Origin of the sequence: Rhizobium sp. CFBP 13644 (genome assembly GCF_014842165.1) — a bacterium.
Classification (GTDB): domain Bacteria; phylum Pseudomonadota; class Alphaproteobacteria; order Rhizobiales; family Rhizobiaceae; genus Agrobacterium; species Agrobacterium tumefaciens_C.
Genome location: NZ_JACYVF010000007.1, coordinates 271832 through 288049 on the forward strand (window position 1 = coordinate 271832; position 16218 = coordinate 288049).

Below are 16218 nucleotides of genomic sequence, written 5' to 3' on the forward strand. Positions count from 1 at the left end.
CAGGAATAAGAAGGATTTCCGATGCAGTATCTGACACGACGGACAGCAATCGTTTCCGGGATCGTCGCGATTGGCGGACTGGCTCTTGGGACGAAGGTGTCGGCTGCGCAGCAAGCCGAGAATGGATCGCCAACCTTTGATGCTTCCAAAAATCCGACCCTGGAGAAGATCGCTCCATACAAAGCCCGGTTCGGTCGCGCCAGGCCACTGGTGGCCGTCGTCGCCCTCAACGAGGGCACAGTTATAAGCGACTTTTGTATCCCGTTCGGCGTGATGGCGCGTGCGGATGTGGCCGACGTTGTGTCTGTTTCGGTAAAGCCCGGTCCTGTCAAGATGCACCCTCTGACCTTTGAACTGCAATCAACTATTGACGATTTCGACAAGCGCTTTCCCGAGGGCGCCGACTATCTATTTGTACCGGCAGTTTCGAACTTTAAAGACGCTAGTCTTTCAAAATGGGTCAAGGCGCAGAGCGAAAAGGGCGGCACAATTATCAGCATTTGTTACGGAGCGTTGCCCGTGGCCAACGCAGGTCTGTTTGATGGCCGTCGGGCAACCTCTCACTACAGCACTGAGGAGATGCGCGTTGAGCTTTTCCCGAAAGTGAACTGGCAGAAGAATATCCGTTATGTCGCTGACGGCAAGTTCGTTTCAAGCGCAGGCGTCACCGCTTCCATGCCGACCTCAATCGCGCTGATCGAAGCAATCGCAGGTCCTGAAAAGGCCGCCGAGGTCGCCCATGATGTTGGCATTGATAACTGGGACTCAAGGCACAATAGCGACGTCTTCAAATCCGATCCCGACAATGCCGACATGCCAGATGCTAATACAAAGCCTGAAATCACGATTGGCATTCCAGTCAAGGCAGGCGACGACGAGATTGCGCTCTCGCTGACCGCGGAAGCCTATAGCACGACGGGCATTACGACGGCCCTTGCCGTCGCAGAATCCAAGGCTCGTTTTACGTTGGCACACGGCTTAGTTGTTATCCCCGACGTCGTCACAGGTGGATCGAAGTCAGTTGACCGCATGCTTGCACCGCTCGATGCACAGCATGCTACTCGCGCGCTGGACATCGCACTAACCGACATTCATAAAACCTATGGTCGGAAAGCGGCGCGACATGTCGCACTCTTCATGGAGTATCCGGGCTTCGCAGGGTAACGCCGGCGCTTCACCGAATGTCCGTTTTCTTAGGCCTCGTCAGCGGATCATTAGGCGAGGCTGGAACGGGTTGACCAAAGGTCCCGGGGAGTGGCTTGGTGAAGTTTGGAATCTCAATACTCATTCAGGTCCGGCTATGACGCGTCACATAGGATTTCTGGTATTCCCCGGTTTCAATCTTCTTGATCTAAGCGGGCCGCTTGAGGTGTTTCAGTGGGCCGAAAGACACAATCAAGGCGCTTACCAACTGACGGTGATGTCGTTAAATGGCAGGGAGGTCGTAAGCGAGTCTGCCCTGACCATCTTTGCCAATCCTCTGGTCAAAGACCCGCTTGATACTCTACTTGTCGTCGGCGGAACTTTGGTTGAAGGTGCGCTGGGGCCAGACACTATCGACTATGTCCGCCATGCCTCCGCGCTTGCCCGGCGCACGACAAGTGTGTGTACCGGCGCGTTTGTCTTGGCGGCTTCCGGCGTCTTAGATGGGATCAGCGCCACCACTCACTGGATGGATGCCGCGAAACTGCAGGCTATGCATCCCGCCGTGCGCGTTGAGGCGGACCGGATTTTTATAAAGGCTGGCAATGTCTGGACATCTGCTGGTGTCACCGCCGGTATTGATATGGCCTTGGCACTCGTTGAGGAGGATCTCGGGCGGGAAGCGTCCTTGGCAGTCGCCCGAATGCTGGTGGTTTACCATCGCCGCGCAGGCGGTCAACAGCAGTACTCCTCGCTACTTCACTTAAATCCGGACTCCGACAGGATCCGCTTGGTGCTTGCCTACATGCGCGCACATCTGGGCGACCCTCTGCCGGTGGAGCGGCTCGCGGACGTCGCCCACCTGAGTGCGCGGCAATTCGGACGGGTTTTTCATGCTGCAACGGGTGTTACCCCCGCCAAGGCTATCGAACGACTGAGGGCCGAAGCCGCGCGACCGCGAATTGAAGAAGGTCGAGAGTCGCTCGAGGAAGTTGCTCGCGCAGTTGGGTTTAGCGATGCGAGCAGAATGCGCCAGAGCTTTATCCGTATTTTTGGACATCCGCCCCAAGCCATTCGACGCGCCTCCCGATCAGGGTAAATAGACATACAAGGAGCGTTCAGCGCTTCTCAATCACTTCGTTCAACACTTGGCAAAAATCAGTTTGCGACAATTTCTCGTCCCAACCGTACTTGCCATCTACATTATGTTGTGTGGCGCAATCTCAAACGAAAAGTGCGCGCAGTGGTGATTGACAGCGGTGACGAGAAGGTGTCGTGAAGGCCATTTGAGTTCCCAGGTATAATGAGGCAACTGTCTGTCATCTTTGATTGGTGGTCGTTGCAAGGCCTAGTGGTTTACGTGACGCAGGGTATGATTGCTCTCACAGAAGATTGAGCAAATCGCGTTTGAAATTCTTCCAGTTGGAAGGCTGCCGCCGCACACGCTACCCGCGGACTTAAGGGACTGCACGGGTTCGCCTCCATCTTCAAGATTGAGATCGCCGGCGTCGAGGTGGGAGTTGAACCCGAGCCTGGTCTCGCAGATAGCGGGCAGCTCCAATACGGTCTACCGGATTTGTTCGAGGTGATTGGTCGTGCCGCAAAGCAGCGGGTAGGGGATGGATTATTCTTTTAGACGAGGTCCAATACCTCTCGGAAGCGGATCTCTCTGCGCTAATTGTTTCCATTCATCGTATGTCCCAGGAAGGCACTTCCAGTGCTGCTTGTTGGAGCTGGCTTGCCGCAGGCTGCTCGTCTGGCCGGAGAAGCGAAGTCCTATGCCGAGCGGCTTTTCCTATACCCGGGGTTGGTGCTCTTGACCCTGGTTCGGCGGCTCAAGCTGTGGAAAAGCCCATAAACGACGAGGATGCCACGATTGTACGAGAAGCGCTGAATGCCATCTTTAATCGAACACAAGGCTATCCATTTTTTCTGCAAGAGTGGGCCTCAGTTGCTTGGAACAACACACATGGGCCAGCAATGATGTTCGAGGACGTCGACCACTCATATGCTGAAACATCAGCATTGCTTGATGAGGGGTTCTTCCGAGTCCGGGTCGACCGCTTGACAAAATCAGAGATCCAATTCGTGAAAACGACGTCGAGCCTGGGTGATGAGCCCTACGCGATGGCAGATATTGCTCGCGCTATGAACCGATCGCTGTCATCGCTCGGTCCAAGCAGGGCTGATTTCATGTGGAGGCAGGATTAATTCTTTAGAATGGTAACTTGTCCGCACAAAGAAAGGCTGACAATTATACCCACTGCGAAGATGCGCTCTCTGCTAACAACACCTAGTACGGGCATAAGGGCGATACGTTGTTGAGGGTTGTTGGGTACGTTTCTTGAACCCGACACCGTCGTCTTCTCTCTCGCGAAACGTTTGTTAGGCCCTAATAATTGGCCTGCCGAAGCGAAAGCGGTGATCTTGGCTGCTAAGCAAACGCTATCCACGGGCGCCGACCGCGTAACGCACACGCTTTGCCTCATAGTTTTGGCGTCAGGAAGCTCTTCTTGATTTCGCCGAATACGAAATTCGTCTCCCAGGATCCGATACCCGGCAGCTCTGAAAGCTTGTTGCGTACGAATTCTTCATAGCTTTCCAACGAGGCGGTGAACACTTGAAGTAGGTAGTCATGGCGCCCTGACATGAGATAGCAGGCGGTGATTTCTGAGGTCCGGGTAATACCCCCTTCGAACTCTGCCATAGCTATTTTACTCTGTGCAGCTAGGCGAACTAGGATGAACGCAATAATGGGCATTCCGAGAGCTTTATGGCTGAGCCGAGCGCCGTATCCCTCTATTATGCCAGCTTGCTCTAGAAGCCTGATGCGCCTGTGGCATGGGGACGGTGAGAGATTGACCCGCTCGCTCAGCTCGTGGTTAGTCAATCGTCCATTTTTCTGTAGCTCTGTAAGGATCTTGAGATCAATTTCGTCCATGTTGCCGTTCCTTGGTAGATTCTGCTAACATTCGTCAGCGAAAGTGAGAAAAATAGCGATTTTTAGGTCCTATTTTAGGCTATATTGGCACCAGAACAATAGTTTTAATCGTCGCTTCTGCAGCCTGAAGGTTGGCCCCAATGCATCCTGATTTTGACCGGTTCATCTCGCGAGAAAATAGCAACGCAAGTGCAGCTGAAGGCTATGAAAGATATCTCTTCGCTCAGGAGGTCGAGCCGGTCACTCTGGGTCGGCAAAAGGAGGACATCGTACAGATGTGGGTCGCCGACATGCAGTTCGCCGCTCCCCAAGCCGCTCTAGATGCGATGTCGGACAGGTTGAGGCATCCGATTTTCGGCTACACTATGAACTACGATGACCAACTCTATGATGTGTTCAACGCTTGGTGCCAAAGGCGTTACAGCTGGAGTTTTCCGCGCGAGCAACTGGTCTTGTCGCTCGGCGTCATTCCTGCACTGTTCGGTCTTGTTAATTATCTCTGCGGACCGACTGACAAAGTGCTAACATTGAGCCCCTCCTACGGCTACTTCAAGCACGCTACAGTGAAGAACGGGAGGACATTGGTAACGTCCCCCCTGATTGACAATGATGGACACTACGAAATTGACTTTAAAGATTTTGAAGAAAAAGCTGCAGACTCGTTAGTCAAAGTCTTCCTCCTGTGCCACCCGCATAATCCAACCGGTCGGCTATGGAGCGAGTTAGAGTTACGGCGCCTGGCTGAAATTTGCTTTAGACATAGCGTGAAGATCATTTCCGACGAAATTCATTGCGACCTCCTTCGAAACGGCCTCAAACACACCCCCCTCGCCAAGCTATTTCCTGAAAGCCAGAACATCGTCACGTGCATGGCGGTGAGCAAGACCTTTAATCTTGCAGGCATGATGATTGCCACAATCATCATCCCCGATGAGACGCTTAGAGCTGTTTGGAACGAATTTCACTATCCATTCATCAATCCACTCAGCCTTGCGGCCGCAATCGGATCATATCGCGCTGGCGAGCAATGGCTGGATGAACTGAGGGTATATCTGGATGGTAACTTTGCGCTTGCCGACCAATTTGTGCGGCAAAATCTCCCGGAAGCGCGACTGCGCATCCCTGAGTCGACCTATTTGGCTTGGATCGACATGCGTGCGTATTTCCCGAGTTCGATGAACCTGACCCGGTTCTTCCTCGAGCGAGCGGGTGTTGTTATCGAAGGTGGCGAAATGTTCGTTGAGAACGGACAAGGCCATATCAGGTTGAACCTTGCTTGCCCTCGTTCCGTACTGCAAAAGGGGCTCGATCGGATCCAAAAAGCTACGTTAGAGAATCTCGCAAACGACATCCCCACAGACTAAGCACCTTAGCTTCCAACCGTTGTCACTCGATGCTATCGGTGTTTGTGAGGGGGTTGCCAGTCGTGGCAGGTTCGATCGACGCTGCATCGCACGCCTGCGGCTGTCGCTAGGGGTAACGAACGAAGCGCAGCGTCGAGCCCTTTCTGTACGGCCTCATACCGCATGAAGCCCCGCGCTATTGTCTCGTAATGCGTATCGGTTTGCTCCAAGAGCAGTGCCGGAAAGCCCTGCACGCCAAGCTGGTTTACCCAAGCCAAATCTCTTGAGACCGCTGACAAAGTCGCCCTGTCTGTTAACAGAGATTCGAACTGTTTAAAGTCGACCGCTTTCATGCAATCTAGTCTTCGGTAGTTTTCGGGGGAAAGGAGGTCGATTCCGTCTTTATAATAAGCAGACAGAATCTGGGAATAAATGCTTATTTTATCTGTCACGCCCAGTTTATGCATCGCAGCGACTGCGCGCGCGGGAGCCAGCGAATTTAGCTTGCGTTTCGAGGTAGTATACGCGCGAATATGCTCCAGATAGGGCTCACCAAAAACCTCGCCAGACGTATCTGAAACACGCTGATGGATGGCTAACGGATCTGGAAAACGACCGAAGAATTCTCCAAGAGACACCTCTTGTGAGATCATGCAGCCGTTGACAATCCGTAGTTCAACGCGGCCGGCGTATTCAGAGGCAATACGATCGATTGTTTTTCTGAAGCCGTAGCACCAAACACAATAGACGTCGGTCACGTAGTAGAGGTTGAGTTTCATGGATAAACCCGAAGAACTGAGTTGCTTGGCGACGGTGAGCCGGTGAGTAACGTCTATTCACCGGCCGACGCCGTTAGACCAAACGCGCTGAAATCTTAACCGGATTTGCTAGCGTATCGTGGATAGGGGAATTGTTTGGCAAGTCGCGAACCAGCGCCTCGAGTTGTTCGCGGTTTGCAGTATCGCTTGACAATGCGATATCGACATTGATCGCCTGCGCACCTTTGCGCACCTTCTCATCAAGACCTAGAAAGCCATTGAGATCGATGTCGAAGTTAAGATCGAGTTCAAGGCCGTTAAGATCGATTCCTTTCGCGGCGGCCATAGATGCAAGCGTCACGGTATAGCAGCCTGCAAGTGCCTGAAGGACATATTCAGCTGGGCTAACTCCAGTGTCGGTGCCCAAAAGGGCGACGGGCTCGTCGCTAATGAGGCAAAACTTGCCGTCCCGCGTATTATCTGCCTGTCCGTTCTGCACGAGGGGGCCGGTTTGCGATGCGATTGAGAGACCGCCGTTAGCTTTGCCTTTAAGTTTGAAAGTGACTTTTCCGAGTTCTGGCCGCTTTCGGACAATATCCTGCGTATCGCGGATCGCGTTAATGTCGGCGTAGGGCTTTTTAGTTGGGGTCAATTTGGCCTCCCTAAAGTGATTCATCTATATTCCGCAGATGCTGGTCTGGGACGCAGCACATCTATCATCCTACTAGTAGGTATGCAACTGCGAGCCGATCGTAGCTTTGCACAACGATCCAGCTCCTCAAAGAACTGTATACGGCGTTCTCCAAGGCTCTGTGCAGGGACAAGCGCCGGCTGCTGGCTGCGTTTGCGCGTCTAAATTCTACGCATTGAGCTATCTATTTGTAGGTAGAGAATATACAATGGGGGCTTGTTGAGGGGCGGAGGGTAAGCACGTGTCTCAGATGCGATCAGAGCTTTTAAGTAGCGCCGAGGACTTAATTCGTCGGAGAGGGTATTCGGGCTTCAGTTATGCGGACGTCTCCAAACAGGTAGGCATTCGTAAAGCAAGCATTCATTATCATTTCCCAACGAAGGAAGGGCTTGTCGCATCAGTTTTACAATCCTACCGCGATCGCTACATAGTTGCTCTTCATGGAATAGAAAACAACACCGGTAATGCACTGGATCGAATTGAGGCCTACGGTCGGCTCTACCTAACAGGAGTAGACAAAGGACTTGGATGTTTGTGCGCGGCGTTGTCATCCGAGCTTGAAATACTGCCCATCGAGTTGAGAGAGGGAACCATTACCTTTTTTCGGGAACATCTGACCTGGATCGAAAAGATCTACCAAACGGGCAGACAGAACGCAGAGGTCAACGCAAGTCTCGAAGATCGCCAGGCGGCACGCGTTGTTGTGTCTTCGCTCGAAGGAGCGCTAATGATGGAACGTCTCCTTGACGGTAGCGCAGGGTTCGAAGTTACTCTGAAAGCAATCCGTATCAGCCTGTCGCCCGCGACATGAGCTTGGGGATATTACACCGAGACATCCTCTCAGGTTGCTAAGGCTAATCCGACCTCGCCGTGTTAGTTCCCTGGCCTGCTCCCAATTTTCGAAAAAACCAAATTCTATTCAACGAAACTGGAGCGCATGAACGCAAAGAGGAAGTGCAGCCGCAAGGACAAGGTGGGGGCGTCCGACCAAGTCATTTCGCGAAAAGGGCCATTTAGGCGATGCGTTAGGCCAGCATTAATGCTGGTACTACATCGGGATCGTAGAGGTTGGCATGGCACGCATGAAGATTATTTCAGGCATTGAACGCGGGCGGCGCTGGCCGTTGGCGGTGAGCTGAGCATCCTGACGGAAGAGGCTCAGCCTGGCGCACGGGTCTGCGATATGGCACGTCGGCATGACGTTCACCATCGCAAATTCGCGTCTGGGTGTCAGCGGCAAGCTGAGACCGTTCGGCGCGCCGTTGCATGATGGCCGACTGAATGGGGCGTGCATCGGCTTTGCTCTGCCCCCCATTCTTGCTGATCAGAGCGCATATCGCGTCGGTCGATCGAATTTATATCGACGACACTACGGTCAATGTTCTCGACCCCGGACGAGGAAAGACTGGGACCGGGGAGGGTCTGCGTCTGCGATGGGCGCAGCTATCAAGATCCCAGGCCCGGAGCGATCGCTGATCACTACAGCCCCGACCGTATGGGTGTGCACCCGGCCCAACATCTTTCCAACTTCAGTGGCGTGATGCACGCGGACGGTCATGCTGTCTACAACAAGCTGTACCCAACGTGCTCGCGCGCAACTGCAGTAATGGCGACGTCGCTTCTTTTACCTGCTCCAACCAATTTGCGGTCTCGAGAGCTCAGCGGCATCTGAGCTTTCCAGGCGATGTCAATAATCGCCTGTGGAATAATGACCTGGTCTTGGAGCCCACGTCGATCACTATTGATGAGACAACCGCGATTGGGTTTTCGATTTTGGGAGAATTTGCTGCCGGTGTTTGCACGACATGCGGAGAAAACATCTCGTCATCAGACGACGGCCCAAGTCGATGGGTGTTTAACAAACCGAGCGGCCGTCAGAAATTAGCGCGAGCTTTATAAGTCTCCGATCATACAAATAACGCAATGCCATACTGGCAGCGCAAAACAACGAACCCAATTCGAAATAATTTATATTTTGTAAACCAATGCGGAGCTTCTCTTGCAAAAAGTAATCGGTCAAAAATAATAGGGCTCTGAAACAGTGTAGCGGCCGAACTGGGTCAGATAGTGTTGTTGAGAAGATTACCTCGCGGAATGAAACCGTGTCCCCGCGCACCTTCGGCAGAATGATTTTGCTTCCGGTCATCGCATCCATTTAAGCAGGGGTTCCTGCTGGGAGCTACAGATGAAACGACCTCAAATCAAAACTGCACTTATTTCTGCGCTTGCACTCATAGCAGTTTCCGTTCTCGGATTTGCCGCTATGGCAATTTTCAGCATGGGTGCCCTTAATCAAAGCACTCAGGTGATTACGTCGACATGGTTGCCTAAGGTCAGCCTGTCAAAAGACATGAGCATTGAACTTGGCAATGCGCGGCGCGGGTATCTTAACCACATCGTTGCTCTGGACGCCGCTGCGATCACTTCTGCCGAGGAGAGCATTTCGGTAGCGAACGCGGCGTTTTTCGACGCGGTTGCGAAGTACGAGACCCATATCGCCGACGATTCTGGACGCCAGCGCATTGCCAAGGTGAAAGCCTCGTTCGAGGAACTCTCCAAACTTGGGACTGCGATGATCGAACTATCGCGAGCGCGAAAGAACGCGGAGGCAACAAAATTTCAGCAGGAGCTAATGCGACCGAAAGCCAATCAGATCAATCAGCTGCTTGATGAAATCGTCGTATTCAACACAGACGGCGCAACGACCGCGCAGGTGGCAAGCAACGAAACCTACAATTCGACGATGATGCTCACCTATTTGATCGTCACGCTGTGCCTTGCCATCATTCTGGCCTCAATCTGGTTCGCGGTTTCCGGCATTGCCAAACCAATTCAGACGATCACAACGTCCATGAAAAAGCTGGCCGACGGCGACAGTGCGACGGCTGTCCCCTATGAAGGCCGCGCCGACGAAATCGGCGAAATGGCAGCCGCCGTGGAGGTATTCCGTGCCAATGCTGTCGCCAACCTTCGTCTCGAGCAAGAGGCAGCCGCCAACCGCAGCCTTTCGGAAGAGGAGCGTCAGCGCAAAGCAGAAGCCGACCGCGTTCGTGCCGAGGAGATGGCGCAGGCAACGCTTGGTTTGGGCGAAGGTTTGAAGCATCTGGCGAGCGGCGACCTGACCTTCCAACTGGCCGACCCATTCGCGCCGGACTTCGAAACCTTGCGTTCCGACTTCAACGCTGCCGTGGCGCAACTATCACAGACCCTGCGGGCTGTGGCCGACGCGACCGGCGCGATTGACAATGGTAGCCGCGAGGTCAGTGCCAGCGCAGATGATCTCTCCAAGCGCACCGAACAGCAGGCTGCAGCCCTTGAGGAAACAGCCGCAGCCCTCGACCAGATTACCGTCAATGTCGCCAATTCCTCCAAGCGTGCCGAGGAAGCCCGCAAGATAGCTGTGCAGGCCAATGAAAGTGCGGCGCAGTCCGGTCGGGTGGTTGCCAATGCCGTCGATGCCATGCAGAAGATCGAGGCCTCTTCCAACCAGGTCTCCAACATCATCGGCGTCATCGATGAGATCGCCTTCCAGACCAACCTTCTGGCGCTGAACGCGGGCGTTGAGGCGGCACGTGCTGGAGATGCCGGCAAGGGCTTTGCGGTTGTCGCCCAGGAAGTGCGTGAACTGGCGCAACGCTCGGCACAGGCTGCCAAAGAGATCAAAGATCTCATTCGCAACTCTTCGGTCGAGGTGCAGAGTGGCGTCAAGCTGGTAAGCGAAACCGGTGACGCGCTGAAGACCATCGAAGGCTATATTGTTACGGTCAATCAGCACATGGACTCGATTGCCACATCCGCTAAGGAGCAGTCTGTTGGTCTGGCTGAGGTGAACACCGCCGTAAACCAGATGGATCAGGTGACCCAGCAGAATGCTGCCATGGTCGAGGAGACCAGCGCGGCTGGCGCCACTCTTGCCAACGAGAGCGGTAGGTTGCGCGAACTGATCTCGCAATTCCAGCTCGGCGGTGTTCTGCGTCAGACCGCGTCTGTCATGGCAGCAGGTCCGACCCATTCCCCGGTTCGTAAGCTGGCAGGCAAGGTTGCCAGAGCATTCTCCGGCAATGCAGCCGTCAAGGATACCTGGGAGGACTTTTAATGGTTGGTTCACGACACTCCGCGAGCGGCACCAGCGAGATGCTCGAGATCATCGCGTTTAGGCTGCACGATCAGGAGTTTCGTGTGCGCACGACAACCATCCGCGAGATTCGCGGATGGGGGCCAGCCACGCCGATCCCGCATGCACCCAAAGAAGTCATCGGGGTCATGAACCCGCGCGGCATGGTGATCCCGATCATCGACCTTGCCAACAAGCTGGGCATGAGAAGCACGGACCCGAGCGAGCGTAGTGCCATAGTCGTCGCCGAAGTTTTCGATATGGCCATGGGTCTCGTCGTTGACAGGGTCTCGGACATATTGACGATCCCTGCATCCCTGCATCCCTGCATCCCTGCATCCCTGCATCCCTGCATCCCTGCATCCCTGCATCCCTGCTCCAGCCGGTTCCGGAGATCGGCATGTCTGCGGGCATGCGATACGCTGATGGGATGATCGCCCAATCCGGCGGAATGATCTGCTTCCTTAATCTGGAGCGGATGTTCGAGAAGTTCGAAACCACGGGTATGATCGCGGCGTAGCGGTCTCGCACAAACGGGGAGCCAAAATGTGATTCCCCAACTGGTTCGCACAGTTGCCAACAAGCGAGACTGAATTCCCGTTCTAAGCGTGTGCTCATACACTACGGGACAGTCGGTCCATGATCGAACCCCACCTTTAAAGTGAAAGTTCCGCGATATGCTCAAGCATATAAAACCAGAGCATGTGCGTTTGGGAATGTTCATCGAGTCGGTTGACGGTGATTGGAATGGCCATCGTTTCTGGAAAAGTCGCTTCTTGCTGGACTGCCCCAAAGACGTGGAAGCTCTGGGAAGCAGCGATGCTGCCGACATTGTCATCAACACGGACGAGGGTGCCGATGTCGTTTTCTCTCCCCCCCGGAGAAATAGCGGCGCCCGTCGTGCCGCCCAACTGGCGCGGGCCCTCCAGACGATCGAACACTCGAAGCCCCTCATTAAGATGATGTTCGAAGATGCGAGAATGGGTAAGAGCGTGCTTGTGGGCAACGCTACGCATGTTGTCGACGAAATTGCAGCGTGCATGAAAGATAGCGCGCGCGCGTTGGTCGCGGTAAGTCGACTGAAAACGAAAGACGAACATACATTCCTTCATTCCGTCGCCGTGACTGCATTGATGGTCCATCTGGGCCGTTCGATCAGAGCCGACGAAAATACTATACAGCTCTTAGGAATGGGAGGTCTGCTGCACGACGTCGGGAAAGTAAAAACGCCACTCAGTATCCTGAACAAGGCCAGTCGGCTTACCGGCCCGGAGATGGCACTTGTTCGTCAACATCCGGTCCAGGGCTATGAGCTGTTGTCACGTCAGGGAGATATCCCCGACGTCGTTCTGGATATATGTATGCATCATCACGAGAGACTGGACGGAAAGGGGTACCCCAAAGGCTTGTCGGGAGGAGAGATCACTCTGCCAGTTCGTATCGCATCCATTTGTGATGTCTATGATGCTCTCACATCAACGCGACCCTACAAGCAAGCCTGGGCGCCGCGTGATGCAGCCGAATTCATGTTCAAGCAGAAAGATCAATTCGATCAAACACTGCTTCGGTGTTTCTTTCGTAGCTTGAGAGCGATTGGTTTGCACTAGCCGCCGCCTTGGCAAAATTTGGCGGCGTTGGGAAAAGCATCATACCTTCGGGCTTCGTACAGAAAGGACGCGCATCCATCGTTCTGAAGCGAGAATTCGAGTCCCAGGCTATGGAACGACGGGGGATATGCTAAGCGGTTTACGATCTACGTTGAGGGACAGGCAGAAATATTTGCTTTTTGTTCGTATCCGGCCTCGACAACCACATTCCCGCCCTGCACGTTTTGGTTTGTATAGCGAGGGATCGGCCAGTCTGGAGATCTTCACCTGTGAAAACGCCAGGGTGTGTTGAAACTGCGACCCCGATGCGAACGATTTGATTTTTAATGCACGTGCAAGATGAGACAGATCTCTCATTTGGACGTTGACCTTCAGCTTTTGAGCAATCAATGCGGCCAACGTTGGCTGGCAGTTGGATAGCACCACAGCCAAGTCTTCGCTGCCATATCGTCCGCCGATTGCTCCGGTTGATGAATCCGTCTGCTTCAGGCAATCAGCGATCGGGTTGTGCGGGTGCCTCGAAATCGCTCCTTAGTATCACTTAAGAGGTGTCAATTTATCGATATTCTGTTCAGAGGCTTCCCATCGCTGCGCCTTGCGAATCGCCAGTGGATTTCGTCCGTACTTCTGTCGAATTTGGGCTGAGAATTTGCCTGGATTGGTGAACCCCCAGCGCCTGGCAATATCATCGATTGTCAAAGTATCAGCGCCGGCCAGTAGATCATTGTATGCGCACTCCAGCCGGAACTTAAGTAAATATCCCATAGGGCTCAGCCCCACAAAATTTCGGAATCCAAGTTGTAGCGTTCGAACGCTAACTCCAGAGGCGGCGGCAAGATTCTCTAGGTTGACTTTTTGCGTAGCATTGGAGTGCATATATTCGATGGCGCGCTTTACGTAAAACGGCCGGGCAACTTGATTGTTTCTGTGACCGTCTCGCCGAGGCCAACTTTCAATGAACATCGCGTAAATTGCTTCGCTCAACACACACGGTCCAAGCGATTTGCCCCCCGATGCGCGCTCGTTGCTGCTGACGGAAATCAGGAGTTTGGCCACCTCCTTTAAACACTGTAACTTTGATTCGCTGCTACTCGCCATGCAATGCATGTTGGGGATGTCTTGCAGCGGATCACCAGACATACTTGCATACAGACGCATATAGCGCGCAGACGGCATAGTGACGCAGATTTGGGATGTCCCTGGTTCGCTCATCATGTCGTGCTTAATCGTGTCACGCAGCAGATACGCGGTCCCAGCACTGGCATCAATGACCGAGTTGTTCGTCCTCGAGAAACAGCGTCCCTGTTCTACAAAATGCAGCTCAATCCTGGGGTGCTGTGTGACCTCCGAAGCCATTAAGTACCCTGTTGATGAGGATGATTCCGACACACCGATCTCGCCCACGAACGCATGCCGGATCGCCATCTGGAAGGGCGCTTCGGGCTCGAGCGCAGAGTAAATAGCAGCCGTCGAAATCTTCGGAACAGTGCTGTTCACTATCTTAGGGTTATCGCTAGCACATTCAACAAATTGAATTTGGCACTTCGAATTTTGCATAATATGCACTTTTGTCAGACTGCGGATTGCTCAACTTGAGAAACAATTGTTTTATGCAGTTACTGAACGGCGAAAAGGTCAGATGGTTGACGATTTCTGCCAAGTGAATGTTGACGTGTATTGGAGGCCTCCATGGCTGAGGCCATCGCAGTTCAAATATTCGCCTACACCGGAATGAATCTTCTCGATTTCTCGGGGCCATTCGAGGTTTTTCAGATGGCGAACTATTTGAACAAAGGCGGAACGCGTTTCTATGACGTAACTGTCGTCTCGCGTGAGGGAAAGATTGGGCTTCCATCTGGCCTAAAGTTGCAAACTCTGGCGATAGGCGTTGACGCGCCATCGCTCCACACTTTGATAGTACCCGGAGGACCGAACCCCAGAGTGTTTCTAGACGACAAAGATCTCGGATCCTGCCTTTCCCGTCAGTGTGAGAAAGCGGTAAGGCTTGCCGCAGTGTGCAGCGGCACGTTCGCACTCGCAGTGACTGGCCACCTTCGTGGACGCCGGGCAACGACCCATTGGGAACACTATGATGAACTGGAACGGTGTTTTCCCGACATCATTGTGGAGCGTGGACCCATCTTCATCAGCGATGGTGACGTTTGGACGTCCGCGGGCGTGACCGCGGGCATAGACTTGGCTCTCGCGCTGGTAGAAGAAGACATGGGGAGGTCGGTCTCACTCGCAGTTGCACGGCACCTCGTCACGTTCCTGACACGCCCCGGGGATCAAGCACAATTCAGCGCTCCTTTGAACCTGCAGTCCAAGAGCCATCGCTTTTCAGAGTTACATGCTTGGATGTCTGAAAACTTGGCTAACGATTTGTCCGTACCTGCCCTGGCCAAGCGCATGAACATGACTGAAAGGACATTCATGCGACACTACCGGGCCCAACTTGGCAACACGCCCAGTAAGGTGGTCGAGTCGCTGCGACTTGAAGCCTCACGCGATCTTCTGCTTAACACCTCGTTGTCGGTCAAGGACATCGCAGTGAAGTGTGGATTCTCTAACGAGGAAACATTCAGTCGCCGATTTTCGAACACGTTCTGCACCAGTCCTGGACAACACCGACAGCATTTTGGGCGCCGCTAGAGCGTGCGACTGTTGCGCCAGAACTCAGGTGACCGCCGTTCTACCGAGACCCATCCGCGACAACCTTTAACTGGACCCGGATCGCGTCTGTAGCTTTGTGAAGCACTGAGGCCGTATTGGATTGCGCCACCTCACAGAACGATGTCGATGACACGCACATTCACTCATGGAACTGGAGCATGTTTTCTGTCAACATTGCGAAAAAACATACCTCCCACGCAACAACATATTCGCAAGTCGAGAGAATGGGAACCAGTCAAGCAAGTGAAAGGATTAGTTTACGATTAAGAATCATTCTCCTCCGGAACGGTAACTCGAGTAATATGTTCGCCTATCAAATCCATCGCTTTCGCCACTAAATAAATCCCTCAACAAAGGAGTGATTATGTCGAACGTCATTCTGCTTTCACAATTTAGTCTACTCCGGGCGGAGCAAGACGCGCTGGCCCTCGCGGGAAATGGAGATAAAATAGTGGGGCATGACCTGTCAGCCGAGCAACTACGAGACCATGTGGCAACTGTCACGACATATCTTGAGAAACTCCGGCTACATATTGAGGCGCTGAGCATCTCTATAATCAATCACCGGGAGTGAAATTCGGTATGACAGCAGTAAACTGTAAAATTTGAGAGCTTCAGAATTACGTAGTATCAACAACTCCTGAGACCGCAGTTATTGCTTATTTAGCGCAATGCATGAGGGCTCATCTTGCCTGGCTGAAGCTGATAGGCTTAAGCTTCATCAATTTGTCCAGACGTTTACTTGGTGAAGCGTGCTTTATCAAAGTCAGATCTTGCAATGTGACAGATTGTCATTTTGTATGATGGCTTGTCACGAGTCTGCAGGAAATTTAGAAGTTCCATAAACTATGTTATGCGATCGAAATTTGTAACGGCTATATAGTAATGCGACAGTTGGGCCAGTTAGAGATGCGACAGTCTCGCCTCTCGACGCACTGGTCAAATCCA

14 protein-coding genes and 2 pseudogenes are annotated in these 16218 nt (G+C 53.2%); 10 read left to right on the plus strand and 6 right to left on the minus strand.

Annotated features, from left to right (window positions below):
- Positions 1–96: 96 nt before the first annotated feature.
- From IFT53_RS17965 to IFT53_RS23585, 3 genes are all read left to right on the plus strand, one after another.
- Positions 97–1164 (plus strand): DJ-1/PfpI family protein, encoded by a 1068-nt coding sequence (locus IFT53_RS17965; protein WP_192067781.1) that lies wholly within the window; start codon positions 97–99, stop codon positions 1162–1164.
- 136 nt (positions 1165–1300) lie between these two features.
- The gene (locus tag IFT53_RS17970; protein ID WP_192067779.1) at positions 1301–2242 is read left to right on the plus strand and encodes a GlxA family transcriptional regulator; all 942 of its coding nucleotides are present in this window, start codon (positions 1301–1303) and stop codon (positions 2240–2242) included.
- Positions 2243–2985: 743 nt separating this feature from the next.
- Positions 2986–3354 (plus strand): hypothetical protein, encoded by a 369-nt coding sequence (locus IFT53_RS23585; protein WP_197980290.1) that lies wholly within the window; start codon positions 2986–2988, stop codon positions 3352–3354.
- A 274-nt stretch (positions 3355–3628) separates the two neighbouring features.
- Here IFT53_RS23585 and IFT53_RS17980 read toward each other — a convergent pair whose 3' ends face one another.
- On the minus strand, positions 3629–4084 hold the full coding sequence (locus IFT53_RS17980) for an Lrp/AsnC family transcriptional regulator (protein ID WP_192067777.1): 456 nt from the start codon (positions 4082–4084) through the stop codon (positions 3629–3631).
- 140 nt (positions 4085–4224) lie between these two features.
- Between IFT53_RS17980 and IFT53_RS17985 the strand changes: the two genes are divergently transcribed.
- Positions 4225–5448 carry a MalY/PatB family protein gene (locus IFT53_RS17985; protein WP_192067775.1) on the plus strand — a complete coding sequence of 408 codons (1224 nt, stop codon included), beginning with the start codon at positions 4225–4227 and terminating at the stop codon, positions 5446–5448.
- A gap of 32 nt (positions 5449–5480) precedes the next feature.
- Here the strand turns inward: IFT53_RS17985 and IFT53_RS17990 are convergent, their stop codons facing one another.
- Together IFT53_RS17990 and IFT53_RS17995 are read right to left on the minus strand one after the other, a co-directional pair.
- The gene (locus tag IFT53_RS17990) at positions 5481–6206 is read right to left on the minus strand and encodes a hypothetical protein (protein WP_192067773.1); all 726 of its coding nucleotides are present in this window, start codon (positions 6204–6206) and stop codon (positions 5481–5483) included.
- 73 nt (positions 6207–6279) lie between these two features.
- The gene (locus IFT53_RS17995; RefSeq protein ID WP_192067771.1) at positions 6280–6837 is read right to left on the minus strand and encodes an OsmC family protein; all 558 of its coding nucleotides are present in this window, start codon (positions 6835–6837) and stop codon (positions 6280–6282) included.
- Positions 6838–7126: 289 nt separating this feature from the next.
- On the opposite strand from IFT53_RS17995, the gene IFT53_RS18000 reads away from it, so the two are divergent.
- Entirely contained in the window at positions 7127–7687 is a 561-nt protein-coding gene (locus tag IFT53_RS18000; protein ID WP_192067769.1) for a TetR/AcrR family transcriptional regulator, read from the plus strand.
- Positions 7688–8157: 470 nt separating this feature from the next.
- Positions 8158–8488: pseudogene (locus tag IFT53_RS23810) on the plus strand (IS66 family transposase); the annotation flags it as partial.
- On the opposite strand, the pseudogene IFT53_RS23815 reads toward IFT53_RS23810, so the two are convergent.
- Positions 8440–8565 (minus strand): annotated as a pseudogene (locus tag IFT53_RS23815) (IS110 family transposase); the annotation flags it as partial. The pseudogenes IFT53_RS23810 and IFT53_RS23815 sit on opposite strands and share 49 nt — an antisense overlap.
- A 496-nt stretch (positions 8566–9061) precedes the next feature.
- Here IFT53_RS23815 and IFT53_RS18010 point away from each other — a divergent pair.
- From IFT53_RS18010 to IFT53_RS18020, 3 genes are all read left to right on the plus strand, one after another.
- On the plus strand, positions 9062–10972 hold the full coding sequence (locus tag IFT53_RS18010) for a methyl-accepting chemotaxis protein (protein WP_192067765.1): 1911 nt from the start codon (positions 9062–9064) through the stop codon (positions 10970–10972).
- Entirely contained in the window at positions 10972–11424 is a 453-nt protein-coding gene (locus IFT53_RS18015; RefSeq protein ID WP_446737690.1) for a chemotaxis protein CheW, read from the plus strand. Before IFT53_RS18010 ends, IFT53_RS18015 begins: the two co-directional genes overlap by 1 nt.
- A gap of 243 nt (positions 11425–11667) precedes the next feature.
- The gene (locus IFT53_RS18020) at positions 11668–12597 is read left to right on the plus strand and encodes an HD-GYP domain-containing protein (protein ID WP_192067764.1); all 930 of its coding nucleotides are present in this window, start codon (positions 11668–11670) and stop codon (positions 12595–12597) included.
- A gap of 108 nt (positions 12598–12705) precedes the next feature.
- Here IFT53_RS18020 and IFT53_RS24185 read toward each other — a convergent pair whose 3' ends face one another.
- Both IFT53_RS24185 and IFT53_RS18030 read right to left on the minus strand, forming a co-directional pair.
- Positions 12706–13122 carry a diguanylate cyclase domain-containing protein gene (locus IFT53_RS24185; RefSeq protein WP_192067883.1) on the minus strand — a complete coding sequence of 139 codons (417 nt, stop codon included), beginning with the start codon at positions 13120–13122 and terminating at the stop codon, positions 12706–12708.
- Positions 13123–13134: 12 nt separating this feature from the next.
- Positions 13135–14154, minus strand: a complete 1020-nt coding sequence (locus tag IFT53_RS18030) for an AraC family transcriptional regulator (protein ID WP_192067762.1) — start codon at positions 14152–14154, stop codon at positions 13135–13137.
- A 132-nt stretch (positions 14155–14286) separates the two neighbouring features.
- Here IFT53_RS18030 and IFT53_RS18035 point away from each other — a divergent pair, with 132 nt between their 5' ends.
- Positions 14287–15249 (plus strand): GlxA family transcriptional regulator, encoded by a 963-nt coding sequence (locus IFT53_RS18035; protein ID WP_192067760.1) that lies wholly within the window; start codon positions 14287–14289, stop codon positions 15247–15249.
- Positions 15250–16218: the final 969 nt, after the last annotated feature.